This is a genomic window from Geomonas oryzisoli (genome assembly GCF_018986915.1).
Taxonomy (GTDB): domain Bacteria; phylum Desulfobacterota; class Desulfuromonadia; order Geobacterales; family Geobacteraceae; genus Geomonas; species Geomonas oryzisoli.
This window is the reverse complement of sequence record NZ_CP076723.1, coordinates 2,503,865-2,527,279: the sequence shown is the minus strand read 5'-3', so window position 1 is coordinate 2,527,279 and position 23,415 is coordinate 2,503,865. Positions and strand designations below refer to the sequence as shown.

General features: G+C 60.5%; 16 protein-coding genes. 14 read left to right on the top strand and 2 right to left on the bottom strand.

The genetic code is table 11. From position 1 onward, the window contains the following. The first annotated feature begins 12 nt into the window (after nucleotides 1-12). The 14 genes from KP004_RS11075 to KP004_RS11010 all read left to right on the top strand — a co-directional run bounded on the left by KP004_RS11075 (nucleotide 13) and on the right by KP004_RS11010 (nucleotide 19,598). Nucleotides 13-3,117 carry an efflux RND transporter permease subunit gene (locus KP004_RS11075; RefSeq protein ID WP_216798607.1) on the top strand — a complete coding sequence of 1,035 codons (3,105 nt, stop codon included), beginning with the start codon at nucleotides 13-15 and terminating at the stop codon, nucleotides 3,115-3,117. A gap of 708 nt (nucleotides 3,118-3,825) precedes the next feature. Beyond that, entirely contained in the window at nucleotides 3,826-4,701 is an 876-nt protein-coding gene (locus KP004_RS11070) for a branched-chain amino acid ABC transporter permease (protein ID WP_199388525.1), read from the top strand. A gap of 5 nt (nucleotides 4,702-4,706) precedes the next feature. Continuing rightward, on the top strand, nucleotides 4,707-5,606 hold the full coding sequence (locus tag KP004_RS11065) for a branched-chain amino acid ABC transporter permease (protein ID WP_216798606.1): 900 nt from the start codon (nucleotides 4,707-4,709) through the stop codon (nucleotides 5,604-5,606). A 34-nt stretch (nucleotides 5,607-5,640) separates the two neighbouring features. Continuing rightward, nucleotides 5,641-6,414, top strand: a complete 774-nt coding sequence (locus KP004_RS11060; RefSeq protein ID WP_216798605.1) for an ABC transporter ATP-binding protein — start codon at nucleotides 5,641-5,643, stop codon at nucleotides 6,412-6,414. Then, nucleotides 6,407-7,108: an ABC transporter ATP-binding protein gene (locus tag KP004_RS11055; RefSeq protein WP_183346398.1), complete on the top strand. Its 702-nt coding sequence runs from the start codon at nucleotides 6,407-6,409 to the stop codon at nucleotides 7,106-7,108. Before KP004_RS11060 ends, KP004_RS11055 begins: the two co-directional genes overlap by 8 nt. A 1-nt stretch (nucleotide 7,109) precedes the next feature. Further along, nucleotides 7,110-8,024, top strand: coding sequence for a DMT family transporter (locus KP004_RS11050; RefSeq protein WP_216798604.1), 915 nt, complete (start codon nucleotides 7,110-7,112; stop codon nucleotides 8,022-8,024). A 109-nt stretch (nucleotides 8,025-8,133) separates the two neighbouring features. Then, nucleotides 8,134-8,616 (top strand): YbaK/EbsC family protein, encoded by a 483-nt coding sequence (locus KP004_RS11045; protein WP_216798603.1) that lies wholly within the window; start codon nucleotides 8,134-8,136, stop codon nucleotides 8,614-8,616. Nucleotides 8,617-8,873: 257 nt separating this feature from the next. Continuing rightward, nucleotides 8,874-10,241, top strand: a complete 1,368-nt coding sequence (locus tag KP004_RS11040; RefSeq protein WP_216798602.1) for a sodium-dependent transporter — start codon at nucleotides 8,874-8,876, stop codon at nucleotides 10,239-10,241. A 173-nt stretch (nucleotides 10,242-10,414) separates the two neighbouring features. Next, on the top strand, nucleotides 10,415-11,326 hold the full coding sequence (rarD, locus tag KP004_RS11035) for an EamA family transporter RarD (RefSeq protein ID WP_216798601.1): 912 nt from the start codon (nucleotides 10,415-10,417) through the stop codon (nucleotides 11,324-11,326). An 83-nt stretch (nucleotides 11,327-11,409) separates the two neighbouring features. Continuing rightward, nucleotides 11,410-12,855 carry a sigma-54 interaction domain-containing protein gene (locus KP004_RS11030; protein ID WP_216798600.1) on the top strand — a complete coding sequence of 482 codons (1,446 nt, stop codon included), beginning with the start codon at nucleotides 11,410-11,412 and terminating at the stop codon, nucleotides 12,853-12,855. Nucleotides 12,856-13,264: 409 nt separating this feature from the next. After that, nucleotides 13,265-16,279 carry an L-glutamate gamma-semialdehyde dehydrogenase gene (gene pruA, locus KP004_RS11025; RefSeq protein ID WP_216798599.1) on the top strand — a complete coding sequence of 1,005 codons (3,015 nt, stop codon included), beginning with the start codon at nucleotides 13,265-13,267 and terminating at the stop codon, nucleotides 16,277-16,279. 395 nt (nucleotides 16,280-16,674) lie between these two features. After that, on the top strand, nucleotides 16,675-17,655 hold the full coding sequence (locus KP004_RS11020) for a class 1 fructose-bisphosphatase (RefSeq protein ID WP_216798598.1): 981 nt from the start codon (nucleotides 16,675-16,677) through the stop codon (nucleotides 17,653-17,655). A 98-nt stretch (nucleotides 17,656-17,753) separates the two neighbouring features. Then, nucleotides 17,754-17,999, top strand: coding sequence for a hypothetical protein (locus tag KP004_RS11015; protein ID WP_216798597.1), 246 nt, complete (start codon nucleotides 17,754-17,756; stop codon nucleotides 17,997-17,999). A 144-nt stretch (nucleotides 18,000-18,143) separates the two neighbouring features. Further along, nucleotides 18,144-19,598: a sigma-54-dependent transcriptional regulator gene (locus KP004_RS11010; protein ID WP_216798596.1), complete on the top strand. Its 1,455-nt coding sequence runs from the start codon at nucleotides 18,144-18,146 to the stop codon at nucleotides 19,596-19,598. Between the two features lie 290 nt (nucleotides 19,599-19,888). On the opposite strand, the gene KP004_RS11005 is transcribed toward KP004_RS11010, so the two are convergent. Further along, nucleotides 19,889-20,932 carry a response regulator gene (locus KP004_RS11005; RefSeq protein ID WP_216798595.1) on the bottom strand — a complete coding sequence of 348 codons (1,044 nt, stop codon included), beginning with the start codon at nucleotides 20,930-20,932 and terminating at the stop codon, nucleotides 19,889-19,891. Next, nucleotides 20,929-23,253, bottom strand: coding sequence for a PAS domain-containing hybrid sensor histidine kinase/response regulator (locus KP004_RS11000; protein WP_216798594.1), 2,325 nt, complete (start codon nucleotides 23,251-23,253; stop codon nucleotides 20,929-20,931). The genes KP004_RS11005 and KP004_RS11000 overlap by 4 nt, the downstream gene beginning before the upstream one ends. Nucleotides 23,254-23,415: the final 162 nt, after the last annotated feature.

Below are 23,415 nucleotides of genomic sequence, written 5' to 3'. Positions count from 1 at the left end.
AGACCAGCACCGATGCTTGAAAAAACAGTCGCATTCATGCTGAAGCAGAAGGGGATGGTCATCTTCCTTGCGCTGGCTATCGTTGTCTTCGGCTTCTATTCGTATCTCAAACTTCCCATCGACGCTTTCCCCGATGTCACCAACATCCAGGTGGAGGTGGTGAGCCACGCAGACGGGCTCTCGGCCGTCGAGATCGAGAGGAACGTCACCTATCCCATCGAGATGGCGATGCGCGGGCTTCCCGACATCGAACAGCTCCGTTCGGTGACCAAGTTCGGCCTCTCCATCGTCACCGTGGTCTTCAAGGACAACGTGGACATCTATTTCGCCCGCCAGCTCGTCTTCGAGCGGCTGGCCGAGGCGCGGGAAAAGGTCCCCAAAGGGGTCGAGGTGGCCATGGGGCCGATCGGCACTGCCATGGGGGAGATCTACCAGTACACCCTCGAGGGGAAGATGTCCCAGAACCCCGACGAGCAGCGCGCCTACCTCACCAACCTGCGCACCATCCAGGAGTGGGTGATCACCCCGCAGCTGAAGAGCGTGCCGGGCGTCAATGAGATCAACTCGTTCGGCGGCTACTTCAAGCAATACCAGGTGGAGGTATCCCCGGACAAGCTGGTCAAGTACGGGGTCACGGTGGCGGACGTGCACGATGCCATCGGCAGCAACAACAGCAACGTCGGCGGCAACGTGCTCGAGCGCGGCACCGACCAGTACATCGTGCGCGGCGTGGGGCTCATCCAGAGCACCGGCGACATCGAGAATATCGTCCTCAAATCGCAGGGGGGGACGCCGGTCTACCTGCGCGACCTGGCCCAGGTGAAAGTCGGCGAGGCCGTGCGCATGGGGGCGGCGGTGAAGGACGCGAAGGGCGAGTCGGTGGGGGGCATCGTGATGATGCTCCGGGGTGAGAACAGCCGCGACGTCGTGGCCCGGGTCGCCGCCAAGGTGAAAGAGATCAACGAGAGCAACATGCTTCCCGACGGCATCAAGATGGTGCCGTACTACGACCGAAGCGACATCGTCAAGGCGAGCGTCGGCACGGTGAACAAGGCGCTCATCGAGGGGGCGATCCTCGTCCTCGTGGTTCTGTACCTCCTTCTGAACAGCATCCGCGGCAGCATCGTGGTACTCCTGGCGTTGCCGCTGTCGCTTCTGGCCACCTTCATCGTCATGAAGCTGACCGGCATCACCGCGAACCTGATGTCCCTGGGCGGCCTCGCTATCTCCATCGGTATGATCATCGACACCACCATCATCCAGGTGGAGAACGTGCAGCGTCACCTGAGCGAGGCAGGGGAGGGACAGCCCAAGCTGAAGACCGTGCTGAAGGCGGTGATGGAGGTGAGAAAGCCCAGCATCTTCGGCGAACTGATCATCGCGCTCACCTTTATCCCCATCCTCACCCTGGAGGGGATCGAAGGGAAGATGTTCGGCCCCTTGGCCATCACCGTCGCCATCGCGCTCCTGGCGTCGCTACTCCTCTCCATCTTCATCATCCCGGTGCTCTGCAGCGTCGTTTTGAAGCCGCAACCGGAGAAGGAAAGCAGGATCATGCTGTACGCCAAGGAGCAGTACCTGCCGCTGCTCGAGTACGCCATGAACCGCAAGAAGGTGGTGCTCGGTATCGCGGGTGGGCTGCTCGTTTTCTCTCTGTTCCTCGTGACCAGGCTCGGCACCGAGTTCATGCCCATCATGGATGAAGGCTCCTTCGATATGGACATCGCCATGCTGCCGGGTGTTTCGCTGGCCAAGGCGCTCGAAGTGAACCAGCAGGCAACCGCGAAGCTGAAAAAGTTCGACGAGCTGGACGTGGTAGTGGGGCGCATCGGGCAGACCGGCGTAGCCCTCGACACCCGCGGCCCCGACAAGACCGGCTACGTCGGCGTGTTCAAGCCCAAGGAGCAGTGGAAGCGCGACATCTCAAAGGAGGAGCTGACCAACGAGATGAGGGAGGCGCTGGAAACGATCCCCGGTATCAGCTTCGGCTTCAGCCAGCCGATCCAGTGCCGCATCGACGAGCTGGTGGCGGGGACCAGGGCGCAGCTCATAGTAAAGCTGTTCGGCGACGACCTGGACGTGCTGCGCGACAAGTCCGCCGAAATCGCCAAGGTTCTCTCAACGGTAAGGGGCGGGACGGACCTCAATACGGAGAAGGTTTCGGGGCAGCCTTACCTTACCGTCGCCATCGACCGAACCAAGATCGCCCGTTATGGCCTGAACATAAGCGACGTGCAGCAGGTGATCGAGATCGCCGTGGCAGGCAAGGCGGCTTCCACGTTCTACGAGTCCAACCGCAGCTTCGACATCACGGTTCGCCTGCCCGAGGATAAAAGGAACTCCGTCGAGGCGATTCGTAACCTCCTCATCACGACCAAGTCGGGCATGAACATCCCGCTGGAACAGCTCGCCGAGGTGAAGATGGTGGAGGGGCCGGTGCAGATCAGCCGCCAGGACGGGGTAAGAAGGATCGGCATCGAGATGAACGTGAGCGGCAGGGACATCGGCAGCTTCGTCGCCGAGGCGAAGCAGAAGATCAAGGATCAGGTCAAGCTCCCCGCCGGGTACTACCTTACCTGGGGCGGACAGTTCGAGAACCAGCAGCGCGCGATGAACAAGCTGATGATTATCGGTCCGGTGGCTGTTGCGTTGATACTGCTGTTGCTCTACGTCACCTTCCGGTCGATACGACTGGCATTGCTGGTGATCTCAAACCTCCCGTTTGCCTTGATTGGTGGGATCTTCTCGCTGTTCCTGTCGGGTCAGTACCTGTCCGTTCCCGCGTCGGTCGGCTTCATAGTCCTGTTCGGCGTCGCTGTGCTGAACGGACTGGTGCTGGTATCGAGGATCGCGCAGTTGCGGGAAGAGGGGCTTTCCGTCGAGGAGGCCGTGCGCAAAGGGGCGGTGGACCGGTTGCGCCCGGTCTTGATGACCGCGTCCATAGCCATCTTCAGCTTGATGCCGATGCTCTTTGCCGGCGGGACCGGCGCCGAAATCCAGAAACCGCTGGCAACGGTCGTGGTCGGCGGGCTGATAACCTCCACCCTGTTGACCCTGTTGATCATTCCCGCGGTGTACGGCTGGTTCGAGAAGAGTAAGGCCGAGGTTGAAGTCTAGATCTCGGCGGGAAAGGGGACAGGCACCTGCGGAGCCAGTCCCCCTTGAAACAGAAAGGGGACAGGCGCCTGCGGAGTCAGTCCCCCTTTTGATCTCGTTCCCAAGGTCCGCCTTGGGAATGCAAAGCCTCTCGGAAGCTGCAACTTCCCTCGGATGCAAAGCTGGAGCTTTGCGGCACATGGGATTCCCAAGCTGGAGCTTGGGAACCAGGAAAAAGCATTGTTGTTATGTAATTGTGCCGTGGCCGACTCCTCCTCCGGTCACGGCACCTTTTTTTGTCCCGGGATAAAACGGAACCGGTCCGACGCTGCATGGAGGTGTCGCCGTAAACGCGGCTGATGCGGTGGATTCAGCCACTGTTTTAAAAATTCGAAGCGGAATATATATGAAACGGCCCCACACATCGTGGGGCCGTTTTTTGTAGTAATCAAAAGTTTAACGTTGCGAAACAGATCAAGCTGTTGTAAAGTGTCGCGCGGTCGAGGGTCAGGCCACTCATTAGAGGGGCTGTTGTTGTTTTATTTTCGGCAACGGCTTCGTTTTACGACTTCTGTCGCGTTTACCAATAGCTTGCTTATTTCCAGACGCTTATGGTATACATCGATAGCTATTCCCTTGTTTTATTTTGAGAAAGTTTTAACCGTAAATCCTGGCTCCGATGCGGATGCCGGATTTTGGTCAGACAAATCCAGTCGGAAGGAAGTCGACATGTTCTTACAACAGCTAGTAAACGGCGTGGCACTGGGGAGCGTCTACGCGCTCATCGCCCTCGGCTACACCATGGTCTACGGGATCATCACCCTGATCAACTTCGCCCACGGCGAGATCTTCATGGCGGGCGCCTTCATCGGCCTGCTGCTGGTCTCCGCCTTCAAGGTGAACGTGTTCGTCGCCATGGCAGGCGCCATGGTCTTCTGCATGCTCATGGGCGTGATCATCGAACTGATCGCCTACCGTCCGCTGAGGAAGTCCTCACGCCTTTCCGCGCTCATCTCCGCGATCGGCGTTTCCATCTTCCTCTCCTCGCTGGCGCTCATGGTATTCGGCGCCGACGCCAAGGGTTTCCCCGACGGGGCTTTCCCGGTGCGGCAGATCAAAGTGGGGACCGCTGACATCTCCACCCTGCAGATCCTCATCATCGGCGTCTCCGCAGTCCTCATGATGGCCCTCGAGTTCATCGTCCAGAAGACCAAGATCGGCAAGGCGATGCGCGCCACCTCCGAGGACTACAACACCTCGGCCCTCATGGGAATCAACGTGAACCGCGTCATCTCCTTCACCTTCGCCCTCGGCTCCGCGCTTGCTGCGGCCGGCGGGGTACTGGTCGGCGTTCTCTTCAACGCGGTCTCCTTCAACATGGGCCTCATGGCCGGCCTGAAGGCCTTCGCCGCGGCGGTCCTGGGCGGGATCGGGTCCATCCCCGGCGCCATGCTGGGCGGCCTGCTCCTGGGCGTCTCCGAAGTGTTCGGCGTTGCCATCGGCTACTCGTCCTACCGTGACGCCATCGCCTTCACCATCCTGGTGCTGGTGCTCCTCGTCAAACCGACCGGTCTCCTCGGCCAAAAAATTACAAAGAAGGTATAGATTCGATGGCAGACTTCCTGAACAGCTTGGTCGGCTCGATCGACCCGTACATGTTGCAGATCCTCGTCAACGTCGGCATCGCTATCGTGCTGGCGCTGGGGCTTAACGTCATCACCGGCCTGACCGGTCAGCTCTCCCTGGGGCACGCCGCGTTCATGAGCATCGGCGCCTTCACCAGCGCCATGGTGACCATCAAGACTGGTCTTCCCTTCTTCGCCAACCTCGCCGTGACCGGCGTGGTCACCGCCATCGTGGCGGCCATGATCGGTTTCCCGATCCTGAGGCTCACCGGTGACTACCTGGCCATCTGCACCCTGGGTTTCGCCGAGATCGTCAAAGTATTCTTCCTGAACTTCGAGCCGACCAACAAGGCACTCGGCCTCACCGTCCCGCAGGCCAAGACCTCCATCCCCATGCCGATCTACGTGTGGGTGGTCGCCATCCTGGCCATCATCCTGGTCACCTTCGTGCAGAACTCCCGCTTCGGGCGCGCGCTCAAGGCGATCCGCGAGGACGAGATTGCGGCCGACGCCATGGGCATCAACACCGCGCGCTACAAGATCCAGGCCTTTGCTCTGGGCTCCTTCCTGGCCGGCATCGGCGGCGGCCTCTATGCCCACTTCCTGAGCTACATCAACCCCTCCGACTTCGGCTTCCTGAAATCGGTCGACATCCTGGCCATGGTCGTTCTGGGCGGCCTGGGCAGCGTCCCCGGCGCCGTGATCGGTTCCTCGGTGCTCGCCTCTGCTCCGGAGTTCCTGCGCTTCATGTCCCAGTACCGCATGCTGGTGTACGGCGCGCTGCTGGTGTTCCTGATGGTGTTCCGCCCCAACGGGCTCCTGGGTGGCGTCAACGTCACCGAACTGCTGCTGCGCGCGGTGGGCAGGAAGCCGGCAGGCAAGTAACTTACTCAAATAACTCACGAAACGAGAGTAACGCATGTCCATTCTGAAACTCGATAACGTCACCATCCGCTTCGGCGGCCTGGTCGCCGTAGACAAGGTAAACCTCGAGGTCGAGAAGGGGAGCATCATGGCCCTGATCGGGCCCAACGGTGCCGGCAAGAGCACCATGTTCAACCTGATCACCGGCATCTACACCCCGACCGAGGGGCAGATCTCCTTCATGGGAGAGAGCATCTCCGGGAAGCCCGCCTTCAAGATCGCCGGTTCCGGCATCGGCAGGACCTTCCAGAACATCAGGCTCTTCACCCAGTTGACCGTGCTGGAGAACGTCCTGATCGGCGCGCACACCCAGGGCTCCTTCGACCTGACCGGTGCCGCCCTGAAGTTCCTCCCGTGGGTCCGCAAAGAGGAGAACGAGCTCAAGGAACTGGCCATGTCCTGCCTGAAGCAGGTGGACCTGACCCACAAGGCCTACGAACTGGCGGGGAACCTTCCCTACGGTGAGCAGCGCCGCCTCGAGATCGCCCGCGCCCTGGCCATCAAACCGCAGATCATCCTCCTTGACGAGCCGGCCGCCGGCATGAACCCGCAGGAGAAGCAGGTTCTGGCCGAGATGGTGAAGGCGATCAGCGCCACCGGCGTCACGGTGTTCCTGGTCGAGCACGACATGAAGTTCGTCATGGGAATCTCGCACCGCATCGCCGTCCTCGACTACGGGGTCAAGATCGCCGAAGGCACGCCCGAGGAGATCAGGAAGAACCCGAAGGTCATCGAGGCGTACCTCGGCAAAGGAGCAGCGGATGCTTAAGGTAGAGAATGTCAGCGTGAACTACGGTGCCATCAAGGCGCTGCAAAACGTTTCCTTCCAGATCAACCAGGGTGAGATCGTGGCGCTCATCGGCGCCAACGGCGCGGGTAAGACCACCATCCTGAACACCATCTCCAACATCGTTCCGTCGGTCGGCGGCAAGATCACCTACCTCGACAAGGAGATCACCAAGCTTCCGCCGCACGAGATCGTCAAGCTGGGCATCTCCCAGGTCCCCGAGGGGCGCCGCGTCTTCGCCAAGATGAGCGTGCTCGAGAACCTGGAGATGGGCGCCTACACGAGAAGCGACAACGAGGTCGCCTCCGACATGGAGAAGATTTTCCAGCGTTTCCCGCGCCTGAATGAGCGCAAGAAGCAGCCCGCCAAGACCCTTTCCGGCGGCGAGCAGCAGATGCTGGCCATGGGCCGGGCGCTCATGTCCCGCCCGAAACTGCTTCTTCTGGACGAGCCCTCCATGGGCCTCGCCCCGATGCTGGTCGAGCAGATCTTCCAGATCATCCAGGAGATCAACGCCAGCGGCACCACCATCCTCCTGGTCGAGCAGAACGCCAACATGGCGCTCTCCATCGCCCACCGCGCCTACGTCCTCGAGACCGGCGAGGTGGTTCTGCAGGGCGACGCCAAGGAACTCGCGTCCAACCCCGAAGTGAGAAAGGCATACCTGGGAGAGTAGGGTGTCTGACACCACAAGCAAACCTTGGATCAACCCCTACCTGGCCATCCTGGTAGGGGTTTTTGCTGTCTCCTTCTCCTCCATCCTGGTGAGGGTCTGCACGGCTCCCCCCCTGGTGATAGCGGCCTACCGGCTCATCTTCACCTTCTGCTTCCTCGCGCCTTTCACCCTTTGGGGCGGCGCGCCCGCTTTGCGCGGCATGACCGCGCGCCAGGTCTGGCTCTCTGCCGCCAGCGGTGTCTTTCTCGCTCTGCACTTCGTCACCTGGTTCATTTCGCTCAAGTACACCTCCATCGCCAGTTCGGTGGTCTTGGTCACCACCCAGCCGCTCTTCGTCGTGCTCGGTTCCTGGATTTTCTTCAAGGAGCGGGTGCCGCGCAAGGCGCTCTACGGCTGTTTCCTTGCCTTCGTGGGGAGCGTCGTGATCGGCGCCACCGACTTTCAGGTCGGGGAGAAGGCTTTCATCGGCGACCTGCTCGCGCTCTTCGCGGCCGTGATGGTCTCCGGCTACCTGCTGATCGGCAGGAGGCTGCGCCACGGTCTGCCGCTTACCGGCTACACCTTCGTGACCTACGGCGCCAGCGCGATTACTCTGAGCGCAGCCGCTGCCGCAGGTGGCGTGCCATTCTACCCGTACTCCGGGCAGGACTGGCTTATATTCGTCGCGCTGGCGCTCGTTTGCACCATCCTCGGACACACCGTCTTCAACTGGGTGCTGCGCTATGTGCAGGCGTCCGTCGTGTCGGTGAGCATTCTGGGCGAGCCGTTGGGGGCGATTCTGTGGGCCGCCGTGTTCCTGGGCGAGAACCCGACTGTGCGGCAGACGATAGGCGGGTCCATCATCTTCGCCGGGCTGTATCTCTTCACCAGGGTAACTGCTAAAACCGATAAACCATTAGCCACGGAGAACATCTGAGGAAATCTGAGAAAGGCAAATCCCTTTTAAAGATTTTCTCCGAAGTTCTCAGATTTTCTCCGTGGCCAACGGCTTTGATTCTATGACTTTCGCAGGGAGGAAAGCAGCGATGGATTCAGCATTGAGTGCAAGCGCGAAACGGGTACAGGATGCACTGAACGGGTTCGGTATCGATTGTCGGGTCAAGGAAATGGGTGAAAGCACCCGCACCGCCGTCGATGCGGCCAACGCCGTGGGGTGCGAGGTCGGGCAGATCGTGAAGTCGCTGGTGTTCCGCGGCAAGGAAAGCGGCAACGCGGTGTTCGTCGTGGCAAGCGGCGCCAACATGGTCAACGAGAAGGCGCTGGCAGCCCTGGTGGGCGAGAAGATAGAGCGGGCGACGCCCGATTTCGTGCGCGAGCAGACGGGATATGCCATCGGCGGGGTTTCGCCGGTCGGGCATCCGGCGCCGCTGTCCACCTTCATCGACGAAGACCTGCTCGGCTACACGGAGTTGTGGGCTGCCGCCGGGACCCCCAACGCCGTATTCGCGTTGACCCCGGACCAGCTCTGCCAGATCACCTCGGGGCAGGTTGCCGCCATAAAGAAGTAGGGAGTAAGCAGTAGGGGGGTGGCATAGCGCAGGCGGCAGTATCGTACCCTCCCCCGGAGGGGGAGGACAGGGAGGGGGTAGCCTTCTCACTTGGCGTTGTTGCCCCCCTCCCAGCCTCCCCCCTCCGGGGGGAGGAGCGCAAGGCGCCATTGACAGCCCCTCATTGAAGAGGTCCGGGCGCAACGATTTTAGTTTAGCTGTCGCGGCAATACTGCCGCTAATTTACAGGAAGCAGAGCAAAGGACACAGGCAAGGACATGCAAAACGTAACAGTAACCAAGGCACGGGACAGTTTCACCACGGGTTTAGGAGTCATCGCCGCAACGCTCGGTTCGGCGGTAGGATTGGGCAACATCTGGAAATTCCCCGCGCTGACCGGCCTTAACGGCGGGGCCGCGTTCATCATCGTCTACCTGCTGTCGACCCTGATGGCCGGCCTCGTGGTCATGGTCGCCGAGCTCATGCTGGGCCGTCGCTCCAAGTCCGACGCGCTCACGACCTTCAAAGTGCTGCACCCCAAGAACGAAAGCTGGGCCCTCATCGGCGCGGCCGGTGTGCTTTCGGCCTTCCTGATCCTCGCCTTCTACACCGAGGTGGCAGGCTGGGTCTTCGCCTACATCTTCAAAGCCGCTTCCGGCAGCATCCTCTCCGCCGATCCCAAGGTCACCTCTGCCGGCTTCGAAAAGCTGATCACCGATCCGGTGCAGTCCGTATTCTGGCAGTGTCTGGTGCTCGTCTTCGTGGGCGCCATCATCATCGCCGGCGTCTCCAAGGGAATCGAGAAGACCACCAAGCGCCTCATGCCGGTGCTGTTCCTGATCCTGGTCATGATCGGCGTCAGGAGCCTCATGCTCCCCGGCGCGGCCGCCGGTCTCGAATTCCTGTTCCGCCCGGACTTCTCCAAGGTGACCGGGTCTGTCGTCCTGACCGCCATGGGGCTCGCCTTTTTCAAGCTCTCCGTCGGCATGGGGACCATGATCACCTACGGCAGCTATTTCCGCGATGACCAGAATATCCCGATGACCGCGCTGCGCGTCATGCTCGCCGACCTGACCGTTTCCATCCTGGCGGGCATCGCCATCTTCCCGGCCGTGTTCACCTACGGCTTCAAACCGGAGGCGGGTCCGTCGCTGCTGTTCATTACCATCCCGGCCGTTTTCTCGCAGATGCCGTTCGGCAATGTCTTCGTGGTGCTCTTCTTCGTGCTCGGTGCCATCGCCGCCACCGGCGCCATGCTTTCTATCCTCGAGGTGCCGGTAGCCTACCTGCACCAGCGCTTCGGTGTATCCCGATTCAAGTCGACCGTTTTGACCGTGGTCCTCCTGGCCCTGATCGGTTCCACCGCGGCGCTTTCCAACAGCACGCTGGCCAACTTCAAGCTGTTCGGTATGACCATGTTCGACCTCTACGACTTCGTGACCTCGAACTTCCTGATGCCGGTGGGCGGTCTGTTCATCTGCCTCTTTGTCGGTTGGGTCTGGGGCGAGGAAAAGGTGAGGGCGGCTCTCTCCAACGACGGCCAGTTGAAGAATGGCGCCATCATCAGCATCTTCCTGTTCCTGGTGAAGTACGTTGCCCCCATCACCATCACCGTAATCCTGCTGCGCGGGCTTAAAGTTATCTAGTTATCGAAGCTAAGCTCCCTCCCCCGGAGGGGGAGGGCTGGGGAGGGGGAAGGGGCGTCGTTAGCCTAAGACTTCCCCCCACCCGACCTCCCCCCTCCGGGGGGAGGAGAAATGGACCTGCTCCTCCTCGTAGGGAGGAGATGTGGACCCGTTAGCACAAGGACATCTGCCACATGAGCAACCTTACTGAACATACCGAGCTCACCGCTGCGCAAAAAAGCCGCCAGGGCGTCATCTACGGCCTGGCGGCTTACCTTTGCTGGGGATTCTTCCCGGTCTACTTCAAGAGCGTCAAGGTTGTCCCGCCGCTGGAGATGGTCTCGCACCGGATCGTCTGGTCGCTCGCGTTCTTAGTGCTGCTTATATCGTGGAAAGGTGCGTGGCCGGCCACCATTGAAGTGCTCAAACGCCCGAAGTCCCTCGCCGTCCTATTTGTCACCACCATCCTCATCGCCACCAACTGGCTGGTTTTCATCTACGCCATCAGTGTCGGTGAGGTGTTGCAGTCGAGTCTCGGCTACTTCATCAACCCGCTGGTCAACGTGCTGCTCGGGTTCATATTCCTGCGCGAGCGACTGGAACGCCCGCAGTGGATCAGCCTCGTGCTTGCCTTCACTGGCGTCCTTTATCTCGCCATCCAATACGGCAGCGTGCCCTGGATCTCGCTGCTTCTGGCGCTCTCCTTCGGGCTCTACGGCTTGATCCGCAAGGTGCTGCACGTGGAGCCGCTGGTCGGCCTCACCGTCGAAACCCTGCTCCTCATGCCGTTTGCCCTCTTTTACCTGGTGCAGTTGAACCAGAAGGGGACCGGTATCTTCCTCACCCACGGTGTTGCATTGGACATGCTGATCCCGATGTCCGGTGTGGTAACCGCCATCCCCTTGCTGCTGTTTGCCGCAGCCGGGAAGAAGCTGCGGCTCGCCACCATCGGCTTTTTGCAGTACATCACCCCCACCATGCACTTCCTGCTCGCCATAACGCTTTTCGGCGAGACCTTCACCCACACCCACCTGATCAGTTTCCTGTTCATCTGGGCCGGCCTGGTTCTCTACTCCATCCACGCCTATCGCACTGTCAGGGGCTGATTCAGTTTCCTGATATTCTCTATTGCATATTGCATGCGTTTATGCATAAATGATCTCCGGCTATTGGTTTGCTGGAGGTTTTTATGACTGAAGCTGTAAATGGATCTATCGCAGCTCTCGACCTGGAGGAGATGGCGCGGCAGATGCGCGCGTTCCAGGATCTGACACGGGAGCTCGATGCCATCATCGACTCGTCCTCTGACGGGCTCTGGATCTGCGACGCGGATGCCGTGGTCATCCGCATCAACCCTGCGTCGGAGCGGATCAACAACATCACCGCCGCCGAGGTTGTCGGCAAAAACATGCACGAGCTGCTGGATCAGGGGTTCATCGACCGATCGGCGGCGCTGGAAGCTCTCACTACCGGCAAGGTTGTGAGCCAGTTGCAGAACCGGCAGGGGCGCAAACTCATTTCCACCGGTACGCCGGTTCTCGATGCCAACGGCAAGGTGATCCGGGTCGTGGTCAGCGAGCGGGACGTTACAGAAATCGACAACTTGCAGCGCGAGCTGGAGGAGCAGGAGGCGCTTCGGGACCAGTTCCGCAGCCACATGCTGGAGATGCAGCAGGCGGATCTCGCTTCGCGCAGCGTCATCGCCCGCAGCCCGCTCATGGTCAACGCGCTGAAGCAGGCGCTCAAGGTGAGCGCGGTCAACTCGACGGTATTGATCCTCGGTGAATCGGGTGTCGGCAAGGGGCTCATCGCGGAACTCATCCACAAGAACTCCAGCCGGGCCGATAAGCCGCTCATCGAGATCAATTGCGGAGCCATTCCGGAATCCCTCATTGAATCCGAGCTCTTCGGCTACGAGAAGGGCGCTTTCACCGGCGCGCAGGTAAGCGGCAAGCCGGGGTATCTCGAACTCGCCGACGGCGGCATTCTGTTTTTGGACGAGATCGCGGAGCTGCCGCAGGCGGCCCAGGTGAAGCTGCTCCGGTTCCTGGAGAACGGCCGCGTGGTGCGGCTTGGGGGGACCAAGGCGCGCACGCTCGATGTCAGGATCCTGGCGGCAACCCATCGGAATCTTGACCAGATGGTCAAAGACGGCACCTTCCGACTCGACCTGTACTACCGCCTGAACGTAATTCCGATCCACGTGCCGGCGCTCAGGGAGCGGCGCGACTGCATCCTGCCGCTGGTCCGTCATTACGTCGACCTGTTCGGGGCACGCGACTCCATCCGCAAGCGCCTGACACGAGCAGCCTCCGATGCCCTGCTCGCGTACGATTATCCAGGTAATGTCAGGCAGTTGATGAACATCTGCGAGAGGCTGGTGGTCATGACGGAAACCGACCTCATCGATGTCAAGGATCTGCCTGCGGAGATCGCTTCCGGCACGGTATCCTCGGCGGGGGTAGGGGGCGTATGGCACGACGAGGTGACGCTTCAGGAGACGCTGGACAAGGTGGAAAAGGCCATCCTGGAAAAGGCGCTGGCAACGCACGGCAACCAGGTGCGCATGGCCGAGGCGTTGGGGGTGAACCAGTCGACCATTGCCAGGAAGTTGAAGAAACACGGCATTGCGTAGGTCAATACTCCTCCCCCCGGAGGGGGGAGGCTGGGAGGGGGGCTTGCGGCGCAAAAGCTTCCCCCTCCCTGACCCTCCCCCTCCGGGGGCGGGAACGAATGGGGAAATTTATGCGTTGCTGCATATTGCTGTTCGCTCTCTTGTTCCGTTCTCTTGTCAAAGAGCCCAATCCTTAGCTTCTCTCTATTACTTCTTCATCACCCCAGGTTACCTTTTTTCTCACCAATGCTATAATACTTCCGGCTGTTTAGCTGGATGAAACACCTCCCTTTACCGCAATTCCGATCCTAGCGACCGCCTCCACGTCTCCACCAAGAACGAAATCGTATACTGGATGGCACAGCTTGTGCTCTAGCATTACATGTTTATGATTTCCTCTTGGAACAACCTGTATTAAAGGAGCCTTTGGATGAACAACACCGAACTGAACAACAGAGTTATTGCACGGGGCAAGGAGTTCTTCTCTACCATCTCCGGTGAAAAGCCGTCCCTCTTCAACAAGGGCGCCTGGATGGGCAAGGTGATGGACTGGAGCATGAAGAACGAAACCTTCAAGATCCAGATGTTCCGCTTTGTCGACGTCTTCCCGTCCCTCACCACCGGCAAGCTCCTTACCGACCACATCCGCGAGTACTTCGGCGAAGAAAAGGACATGCCGCCGGTCCTCTCCACCGGCGCCAAGGTGGCCGGCATGCTCGGCTCCTTCGGCGGGGCCGTGCTGAACAAGTTCCTCACAACCAACATCCAGGAGATGGCACGTCAGTTCATCGTGGGCGAGAACACCAAGGAAGCCATCAAGAACATGGAGCGTCTGAGGAAAGACGGCTTCGCGTTCGTCGTGGACGTGTTAGGCGAGGCGACGCTTTCCGAGAAGGAAGCGGACATCTACATGAACACCTACCTGGAGCTGCTCGATTCGCTCAAGAAGGAATACAAGGACTGGAAGCCGCTGCCGGGCAAGGGGGGCGATGCGAACCTCGACTGGGGTCACGCGCCCAAGGTCAACGTCGCCGTGAAGCCGACAGCGCTCTTCTGCCTCGCCAACCCGCAGGACTTCGAGGGCTCGGTCGTTGCCATTCTTGACCGTGTCAGAAAGATCGCCAAGAAGGTAATGGAACTGGACGGCTTCCTCTGCATCGACATGGAGTCCTACCGCCACAAGGACATCATCATCGAGGTGTACAAGCGCCTCAAGCTCGAGTTCCCCAACTACGACCAGTTCGGCATCGTGCTCCAGGCCTACCTGGTTGACACCGACAAGGATCTCCCGGAACTGCTGACCTGGGCGCGCCAGAACAAGGTCAAGATCTCCATCCGCTTGGTGAAAGGCGCCTACTGGGACATGGAAACCGTCAAGGCCAAGCAGAACGACTGGGCGATCCCGGTCTGGACCATCAAGGCCGAGTCCGACGCCGCATACGAGCGCCAGGCCAAGATGATCCTCGAGAGCTCCGATATCTGCCACTTCGCCTGCGCTTCACACAACATCAGGACCATTTCCGCCGTCATGGAGATGGCGAAGGATCTGAACGTTCCCGAAGATCGTTACGAGTTCCAGGTGCTCTACGGTATGGCCGAGCCGGTCAGAAGGGGCATCCTGAAGGTCGCCGGCCGCATCCGTCTCTACTGCCCGTACGGCGACATGGTCCCGGGCATGGGCTACCTGGTGCGCCGCCTGCTGGAGAACACCGCTAACGAGTCCTTCCTGCGCCAGAGCTTCGCCGAGGACGCGCAGATCGAGCGCCTGCTCGAGGACCCGGAGGTCACCGTACAGCGCGAGCGCGCCGCACGCGCCGCCGCCAAGAAGGAGGAAGCCAAGGGCCCCGGCGGTCTGAAGCCGTTCTATAACGAGGCCATGGTCGATTTCACCCGCGCCGATCACCGCGCCGCGTTCCCGAAAGAGATCGCCGAAGTGAGGAAGCAGCTCGGCAAGACCTATCCGCTCTTCATAAACGGCAAGGAAGTGAAGACCGCCGACACCATTCCGTCGGTGAACCCGAACAAGCCGTCCGAGACCATCGGCGTCATCTGCCAGGCCGGCACCAAGGAAGTGGGCGACGCCATCCAGGCCGCCAAGAAGGCCTTCCCGGCATGGCGCGACACCGATCCGAAGGACCGCGCCCAGTACCTGATCAAGGCTGCCGCCGTGGCGCGCCGCCGCATCTTCGAGCTCTCCGCATGGCAGGTGCTGGAGATCGGCAAGCAGTGGGATCAGGCGTACGCCGACGTCTGCGAGGCGATCGACTTTCTCGAGTACTACGCCCGCGAGATGATCACCCTGGGCACCCCGAAACGCGTGGGCAACGCACCGGGCGAGCTGAACCACTACTTCTACGAGCCCAAAGGCGTCGCCGCGGTCATCGCGCCGTGGAACTTCCCGCTGGCCATCAGCCTCGGCATGGCCTCCGCCGCCATCGTGGCCGGTAACTGTGTGGTGTTCAAGCCCTCCGGCATCACCTCCGTCATCGGCTACCACATCGTGGAACTGTTCCGCGAAGTGGGCCTGCCCGAAGGCGTCTTCAACTACACCCCGGGCCGCGGCTCGGTCATGGGCGACTTCCTGGTCGACAGCCCGGACGTCTCCCTCATCGCGTTCACCGGTTCCATGGAAGTCGGTCTCAGGATCATCGACCGCGCCGCCAAGGTTTACCCGGGCCAGGAGAACGTCAAGAAGATCGTCTGCGAGATGGGCGGCAAGAACGCCATCATCATCGACGACGATGCCGACCTGGACGAGGCGGTGCCGCATGTCCTCTACTCCGCCTTCGGCTTCCAGGGGCAGAAGTGCTCGGCCTGCTCGCGCGTTATCGTGCTCGACGCGGTGTACGACAAGTTCGTCGAGCGCCTGGTCTCCATGGCTCAGGCGACCCTGGTCGGCCCCTCCGAGGATCCGGCCAACTACATGGGCGCCGTCGCCGACGACAAGGCGATGAAGACCATCAAGGAATACGCCGAGATCGGCAAGAAGGAAGGGCACGTGCTCTACGAGAGCAAGGTGCCGAGCGACGGCGGCTTCTACGTGCCGATGACCATCATCGGCGGCATCAAGCCTGAGCACAGGATCGCCCAGGAGGAGATCTTCGGACCGGTCCTTGCCGTGATGCGCGCGAAAGACTTCGACCAGGCCATCGAGTGGGCCAACTCCACCAAGTTCGCCCTCACCGGCGGCGTCTTCTCCAGGAGCCCGGAGCACCTGACCCAGGCCCGCCGCCAGTTCCGCGTCGGCAACCTGTACCTCAACCGCAACAACACCGGCGCTCTCGTCGGCCGCCAGCCTTTCGGCGGCTCCAAGATGTCCGGCGTCGGCACCAAGGCGGGCGGGCACGACTACCTGCTGCACTTCATGGATCCGAGGGTGGTCACCGAGAACACCATGCGCCGCGGCTTCGCACCGGTCGAGGAGGACGACGACTGGGTCGCCTAAGAGGTCGGTTGGTGTTGTAGGGGCAAATAATTATTTGCCCAGCCGCCTGGTCCTTGTCGGTGTCAATGGCGAGAAGGTCCGAGGCGGCAGATGCGGTAAAGGGGGGCGAATGATTATTCGCCCCTACAGAAGCAATTGAGGTAACCTGAGCGCCTGCACTTTTATGAGTGCAGGCGCTTTTTCATGCTCTGATTCCCGCATTACAGTCCCCCTCCAAAGGCACGCCGAGAAGGGGGCAACGCATAACCTATTGCTCTCACTATGTGGTCAATTTTGTTTACCAAGTTGATCGCTCCGGTTTACAGAATGCGCCCTTTTTTTCCTTGCTTTGAAACCTTTTTTGACATAATCTACCGGGTCGTAAAATAATTTTAATTTAATCTTGGGAGGGACCTATGCCAGCCGCACCGGGAACGTCGAAATTCCAGATAGAACTGCGCCGTCATCTGCGTGGTCAGAACATCAGTGACAACCTCGTGCATCTCATTTGCGAGATTGCCGAGGCCAGCAAGTACGTCATCAACGCGGTGCGCACCGGTGACCTGGGTGTCGCCGGTACCTCGAACCTCTACGGCGAGGAGCAGCTTGCCCTCGACGTGCTCTCCGACCGCATCATGAGGAAACGTCTGATCCACTCCGGCGTGGTCTGCAACATCGCTTCCGAGGAGATGGACGAGATCTACCAGGCCCAGGCCAGCGCCGACGGGCTCTACTCGGTCGCCTACGATCCCCTCGACGGTTCCTCGCTGGTCGACGTCAACCTCGCCGTGGGCACCATCGTTTCCATCTACGAAGGATGCGACCTGCTCCAGCCCGGCCGCAACCAGGTCGCCGCCATGTACATCCTCTACGGACCGAGGGTTTCCCTGGTCTACACCGTGGGCGACGGCGTGCACGAATTCACCATGAACAACCTGATGGAGTTCACCCTGACCCGCGAGAACATCAGGATGCAGGAAGAGGGGAACATCTACGCCCCCGGCGGCCTCAGGAACAAGTACAACGACGGCGACGAGAAGTTCATCCGCCACCTGGAGGCCAAGGGATGCAAGCTGCGCTACTCCGGCGGCTTCGTGCCCGACATCAACCAGGTGCTGATGAAAGGGAAGGGGATCTTCATGTACCCGGCCCTCAAGGGTTCGCCCAACGGGAAACTGCGCGTGCTGTTCGAACTGAACCCGATGGCATTCATCATCGAGCACGCAGGCGGCGCCGCCAGCAACGGCAACATCCCGATCCTCGACATCGTCCCCGAGTCGCTGGACCAGAGGGCGCCGATCTACATCGGCTGCAAGGCCGACGTGAAGGCCGCCACCGATTTCCTCGTCGACCAGCAAGCGGCACCGGCCGCCGCGGCATCGTTTGTCAACGGCTAGCGTTTTGTTGTACCATTGATCGTCCTGCGGCGTTTTTCGCTAAAGTTGTCAAGCAGTACGGCGATAATTGTATTAACCAGTAATTCCAGAGGTAAGAAATGACTACTAGCACCAAAAGGTTGTGCAGCGAAATCCAGCTGTTTGACCTCTGCGACCTCGATACCTGCACCTGCAAGGACGGGCGCTTCTGCACCAATCCCGACATCCTGGCCCGTTTCGAGGCTATCAAGGAGGAGGATGACCGTCCTCAGTACCTGGCCGACGAATTCGACGAGGACCAGGAGGAAGATGCTGACGACCTCGATTCCTACGGGGATGACGATTACGAGGATGACGAACAGTAACAGCTTTGCTCTTTAGAGGTGAAACCGGAGAACCGCTTTATTCAGGCGGTTCTTTTGGTATCACCGGTACGACTTTCATCTTTCTACGTCCGGTCTTGGCAAGTGACCGGTGCGGATTATAATAGCCCATCGGGGGGACCGGCCATGACAGCTAAACTGCTCATTCTGGATGACGATCACGACATCCTGCTCATGCTGAAGACTATCTTCACGGGCGAGGAATATGAACTGCTGCTGGAAAGCGACAGTGAAGGAGCATTGAAGCGCATCATCGCCGATCGTCCCAATGTGGCGATCATGGATATCAGCCTGCCCCAGAAGTCCGGTATCGAGGTACTGAAGGAGGCGAAGAAGATCGACCCGGGCCTGGCCGTGATCATGGCCACCGGCTACAAGACCACCCAAAACGCCATCGAAGCGATGAAGCACGGCGCCTTCGACTACGTCACCAAGCCCTTTGATATGAGCAAGCTGAAAGGGGCGGTGAAGAAGGCGCTGGAATGCAACCTCCTGAGCCGCAAGGTGCGCTACACCAAGGAGCGCCCCCAGGCCGAGGAGGATCTCACCGAGGACCTGATGATCGGTTCCTCGCCCGAGATGATCGAGATCTGGAAGATGGTGGGCACCGTGGCCGATTCCGACGCCACCGTCCTGATCCAGGGCGAGTCGGGCACGGGCAAGGAACTGTTGGCCCGCGCCATCTACAACAACTCCCGCCGCAAGAACCGTCCTTTCCTCGCCGTGAACTGCGCGGCGCTCCCCGAGGCCTTGCTGGAATCCGAGTTGTTCGGCCATGAAAAGGGGGCCTTCACCGACGCCCATTCCCGTCGCATCGGTAAGTTCGAGCAATGCAACGGCGGCACCATCTTCCTCGACGAGGTCGGGGAGATGAGCCCCGCCAACCAGGGGAAGTTCCTGCGCGTCCTCGAAAACCAGGAGTTCGAGCGGGTAGGGGGGAACGAGACCATCAAGGTAGATGTCCGCGTTATCGCGGCCACCAACCGCTCGCTGCTGGCCTCCGTGAAAGAGAAGTCGTTCAGGATGGACCTCTTCTACCGTCTGCGCGTGGTGAACTTCTTCCTGCCGCCGCTAAGGGACCGGGTCGAGGACATCCCGTTGCTGGTCGACCTGTTCGTGAAGAAGTTCGCCAAGAAGTACGGGAAGAACGTGAAAGGGGTAGCCCCCGACACCATGGCGCTCCTGATGAACCACCAGTTCGAGGGGAACATCAGGGAGCTTAAGAACGTCATCAACTCCGCGGTTGTCTTCTGCCGCGGCGACATTCTCGTGCCGGGTGATTTCGAATCCTTCTTGACCGCCAAGGCCGGTTTCAAGGAAGTGGACCTCGAAGTTGTGGGCGACGACTATTACGAGGTGTTCTGGAGCATGCTCGAGCCGGTCTTCGACGGCATCTGCGCGAAGAACAAGGGTGCCATCTACGAGAGCGTCAACATGGGGCTTGAGAAGGCGCTGATCCACATGGCCATGGAGAAAAGCAACAACAACCAGGTCTTCGCGGCGAAGCTGCTGGGCATCAGCCGCAACACGCTGAGGGACCGCCTGGAGCGTTACCGGATCGGGGTCGGCGAGCCGTCGTAAGCACGTTGCGGAGGGGACTGGCTCCGCCAGGTGCCTGTCCCCTTACTCTGCCAACGGCTTCCCCGCTGATGGCACGTTCCCCCACCCCCCAGCCCCCTCCCGCAAGGGGAGGGGGAGAAATGAAGAGAGCCGGCGACCTGATGGTCTGCCGGCTCTTTCTGTTAGGGGATTTCCTGTAGGGGCGAATAATCATTCGCCCTGGTTTTGCTGCAGATGCGAACGCCGGTCCATGGTGCCGCCGGTGCTGGGCGAATGATTATTCGCCCCTACAGCGTTGCCGGCATTCGCGGTTACAGCGTCTTCCCTGCCGCCTTTTCCCACTCCTCCTTTGGGATGGAGAGGAACACGTCCACCAGTTTCGGGTCGAACTGCTCGCCGGAGCAGCGCACCACTTCGTCCAGCACCGCCTGGAAGCTGAGCGCCTTCCGGTACGGGCGATCCGAGGTCATGGCATCCAGGGTGTCCACCAGCGAGAAGATGCGCGCGCTGATGGGGATGGCCTCGCCGGCGGCGCGGTGGGGATAGCCGGTGCCGTCATACCGCTCGTGATGGAACAGCACCAGCTCGGCGGCGTCGGTGAAATACTTGATCCCGGCCAGGATGTCGTAGCCGATCTTCGGGTGCTGGCGCATCACCTTCCACTCCTCGTCGTCCAGCTTCCCCGGCTTCAACAGGATGTTGTCGGACACCCCGATCTTGCCGATGTCGTGCAAAAGCGCGCCTTTGCCCATGATGATCCGCTCTTCCGCCCCGATCCCCGCCTTTTCGGCCAGCAGGCAGGTGTAGGCCATGACCCGCTCGGAGTGAGAGCCGACTTCCTTCTCCCTCGCATCCAGCGCCCGGATCAGGGCCGCGAGCGTGTGCTCGTAGGCGAGGTTGATCTCGCCCATGACGGTCCTGATCACCTCGGTCTGTTCGCGGACCTTGAGCTCGAGGTTGGCCTGGTACTCCTTGTTCTCCATCACAAGGCGCCGCTTTTCGAGCGTGTTCTTCACGGTCAAAAGCACCCGGTCCAGGTTGAAGGGCTTGGTGATGTAGTCCTCGGCCCCGTTGTGGATGCAGGAAAGGGCCGTGTCCATGTCGTTCATGGCGGTGATCATCAGCACCGTGGTGTCCGGCGTCACCTGCTTGATGTCTTTGAGCAGGTCGATCCCGGAGCGCCCGGGCATCATGATGTCCAGAAGCGCCAGGTCCAACTGCTGGCTGTTGATTATGTCCAAACCTTCTTCCGCGCTGCCGGCCTGGAAGCAGGTGAACCCTTCCTTGGACAGGGTGATGTTGATCAGTTCTCTGATCATGTCCTCGTCGTCGGCTATGAGTATGTTCCCTTTCAATTGCTACCTCCTGAAATCGCCCGGGTTGCTTCTTGCGACCCGGTCCCCTGCAAGGTATCCCTCACTTTTCTGATCAGGGCGTCACTTGCAAAGGGCTTGGGCAGGAACTGCATTCCTCTCTCCAGCGTCTTCTCGAAGCTGGTCCTGTTGTCTGTGTGTCCAGACATGAAAAGCACTTTGAGCTTCGGTTTCTTGGCCAAAAGCCGCTCTGCCAGGGTCGGGCCGCTCATAAACGGCATGACCACGTCGGTCAGCAGCATGTCGATCTCGTCGGCGTGCTGCTCGAACAGGACGATCCCCTGTTCCGGGTCCGTGGTCTCCAGCACCCTGAACCCGCGCATCCTCAGTGTGTGCACCACCAGGTTCAGCACCCCGGGTTCGTCCTCTACTACCAGGATGGTGTGGTCGGTGTCAATCGGCTCGTCGAGTTGCTGCTTGCCCTGGGACTCCGCCTCCTGGAAGGTGCGGGGGAGGTAGATGTCGAAACGCGCCCCTTGCCCCGGCTCGCTGATCACCTCGATGTAACCGCTGCACTGCTTCACGATGCCGTACACGGTGGCCAGGCCCAGGCCCGTGCCGCGCCTTATCTCCTTGGTGGTGAAGAAGGGCTCGAAGAGCCGCTGCTTCACCTCGGCGGTCATCCCCTGGCCCCGGTCGGACACGCTGAGCCTGACGAAACTTCCGGCCTGGGAACCGGGGTGGAGATGGATGTAACTTTCGTCCAGCTCGCAGTTGGTGGTCTCCACCGTGATCACCCCCCCGGTCTCCGATGCGTCGCGGGCGTTCACCACCAGGTTCATCACGATCTGTTCCAGCTGTCCGGGGTCCATCCTGACCAGCCCGGCGTCCGGCGCGAGTGCGGTAACCAGCCGGATGTTCTCGCCGATCAGCCGCTCCAGCATCTTCTGGACCGATTTCACCTGGCGGTTGATGTCCAGCACCCGCGGTTCCATGATCTGGCGTCGGCTGAAGCTGAGCAGCTGCCTGGTGAGGTCGGCGGCGCGCTCACCTGCACGCAGGATCTGCTCCGCCTCCTTGCGCATGGGGGAGCTCGCGTCCAGGGCCCGGATCAACAGCGTGCTGTAGCCGTTGATCACGGTGAGCAGGTTGTTGAAATCGTGGGCGATGCCGCCGGCCAGCTGTCCGACCGCCTCCATCTTCTGTACCTGCCGCAACTGGTCGACGACCAGCTTTCTCTCGGTGATGTCTTCCTTTACTCCGACGAAGTGGGTGATCTGACCTTCAGGGTTCTTCACCGCCGATATGGAGCAGCTTTCCCAGAACAGCTCGCCATTTTTCTTCCGGTTGTGCAGCTCGCCGTGCCACTCTTTGCCGGAGCAGATGGTCTGCCACAGATCCTTGTAGAAGTCATCGCCCATGTTGCCGGACTTGAGAATGCTGGTCTTCACGCCGATCAGCTCCGGCTCGGAGTAGCCGCACACCTCGATGAATTTCGGGTTCACGTACTCGATGCAGCCGCGCAGATCGGTGATCACCACCGACACGGGGCTTTGTTCCACCGCACGCCACAGTTTGCTCAGCTCGGCCTCGGCGCGCCGCCGCTCGGTGATGTCGAGCAGGGTGCCGATCACGGCGTCCGACCCGTTGATCAAGGTCCTGGTGCCGTTGACTTCGAGGTCGATGGCCGCTCCGTCCTGCCGTTTGCCGCGGAAGAAGAAGTGTAGCGGCTCGCTCCCTTCCTTGAGCGGGCGCAGAAACTGGGTGAGCACCCGGATCTGGTCGTCGCCGGCGACCAGGTCGAGGAGGCTCCGTTTCTCGATGAGCTGGTCGGGGGCGTAGCCGAAGATCGCACCGAGCTTCGGGTTCGCATAGATGAAGATATCTTCCTGCAGCATGAAGATGCCGACCAGGGACTGTTCCACGAGACTCTGAAAGCGCGCCTCGGTGGCAGATAGCGCCTCTTCCGCCGTACGCCGCTCGCGACGCACCACCGCTTCCCTAAGTTCGCGCCTGATGGCCGGGATCAACCGGGATAGGCGGTCCTTGATCAGGTAATCGTGGGCACCGGCGCGCATTGCCTCGACGGCGGCATCCTCGCCCATCTGGCCGGAGACCATGATGAAAGGGAGGTCGATGCCGCGCTCGTGCATGAGCTGCAGCGCTCCGAGGCCGCTGAACCGGGGCATGACGTAATCGGAGACGACCAGGTGCCACCCACCCCGGTCCAGCGCCTCGTTCATCTCGTCCGGAGTCTCCACCCGTTCATAGACGGGGGAGAACTCCTTTTGCAGGTGCCGAACGATGAGTATGGCGTCCTCGGGAGAGTCGTCTACGATCAGGATGCGCAGTGGATGTTTCATCTGGGCCGGGCCCCCGCGGTTGCTGCATCTGATTCGAGTCCTACCTGCACCTTCTTATCGGACGGCAGCCTCGATAGGTTTAGCTGTGGGATGACTTTTATGAAAAAAGGAAAGAATATGGATCTGCTTTCTTGGCTACTAATTGCCGGCGGAGTATGTTAT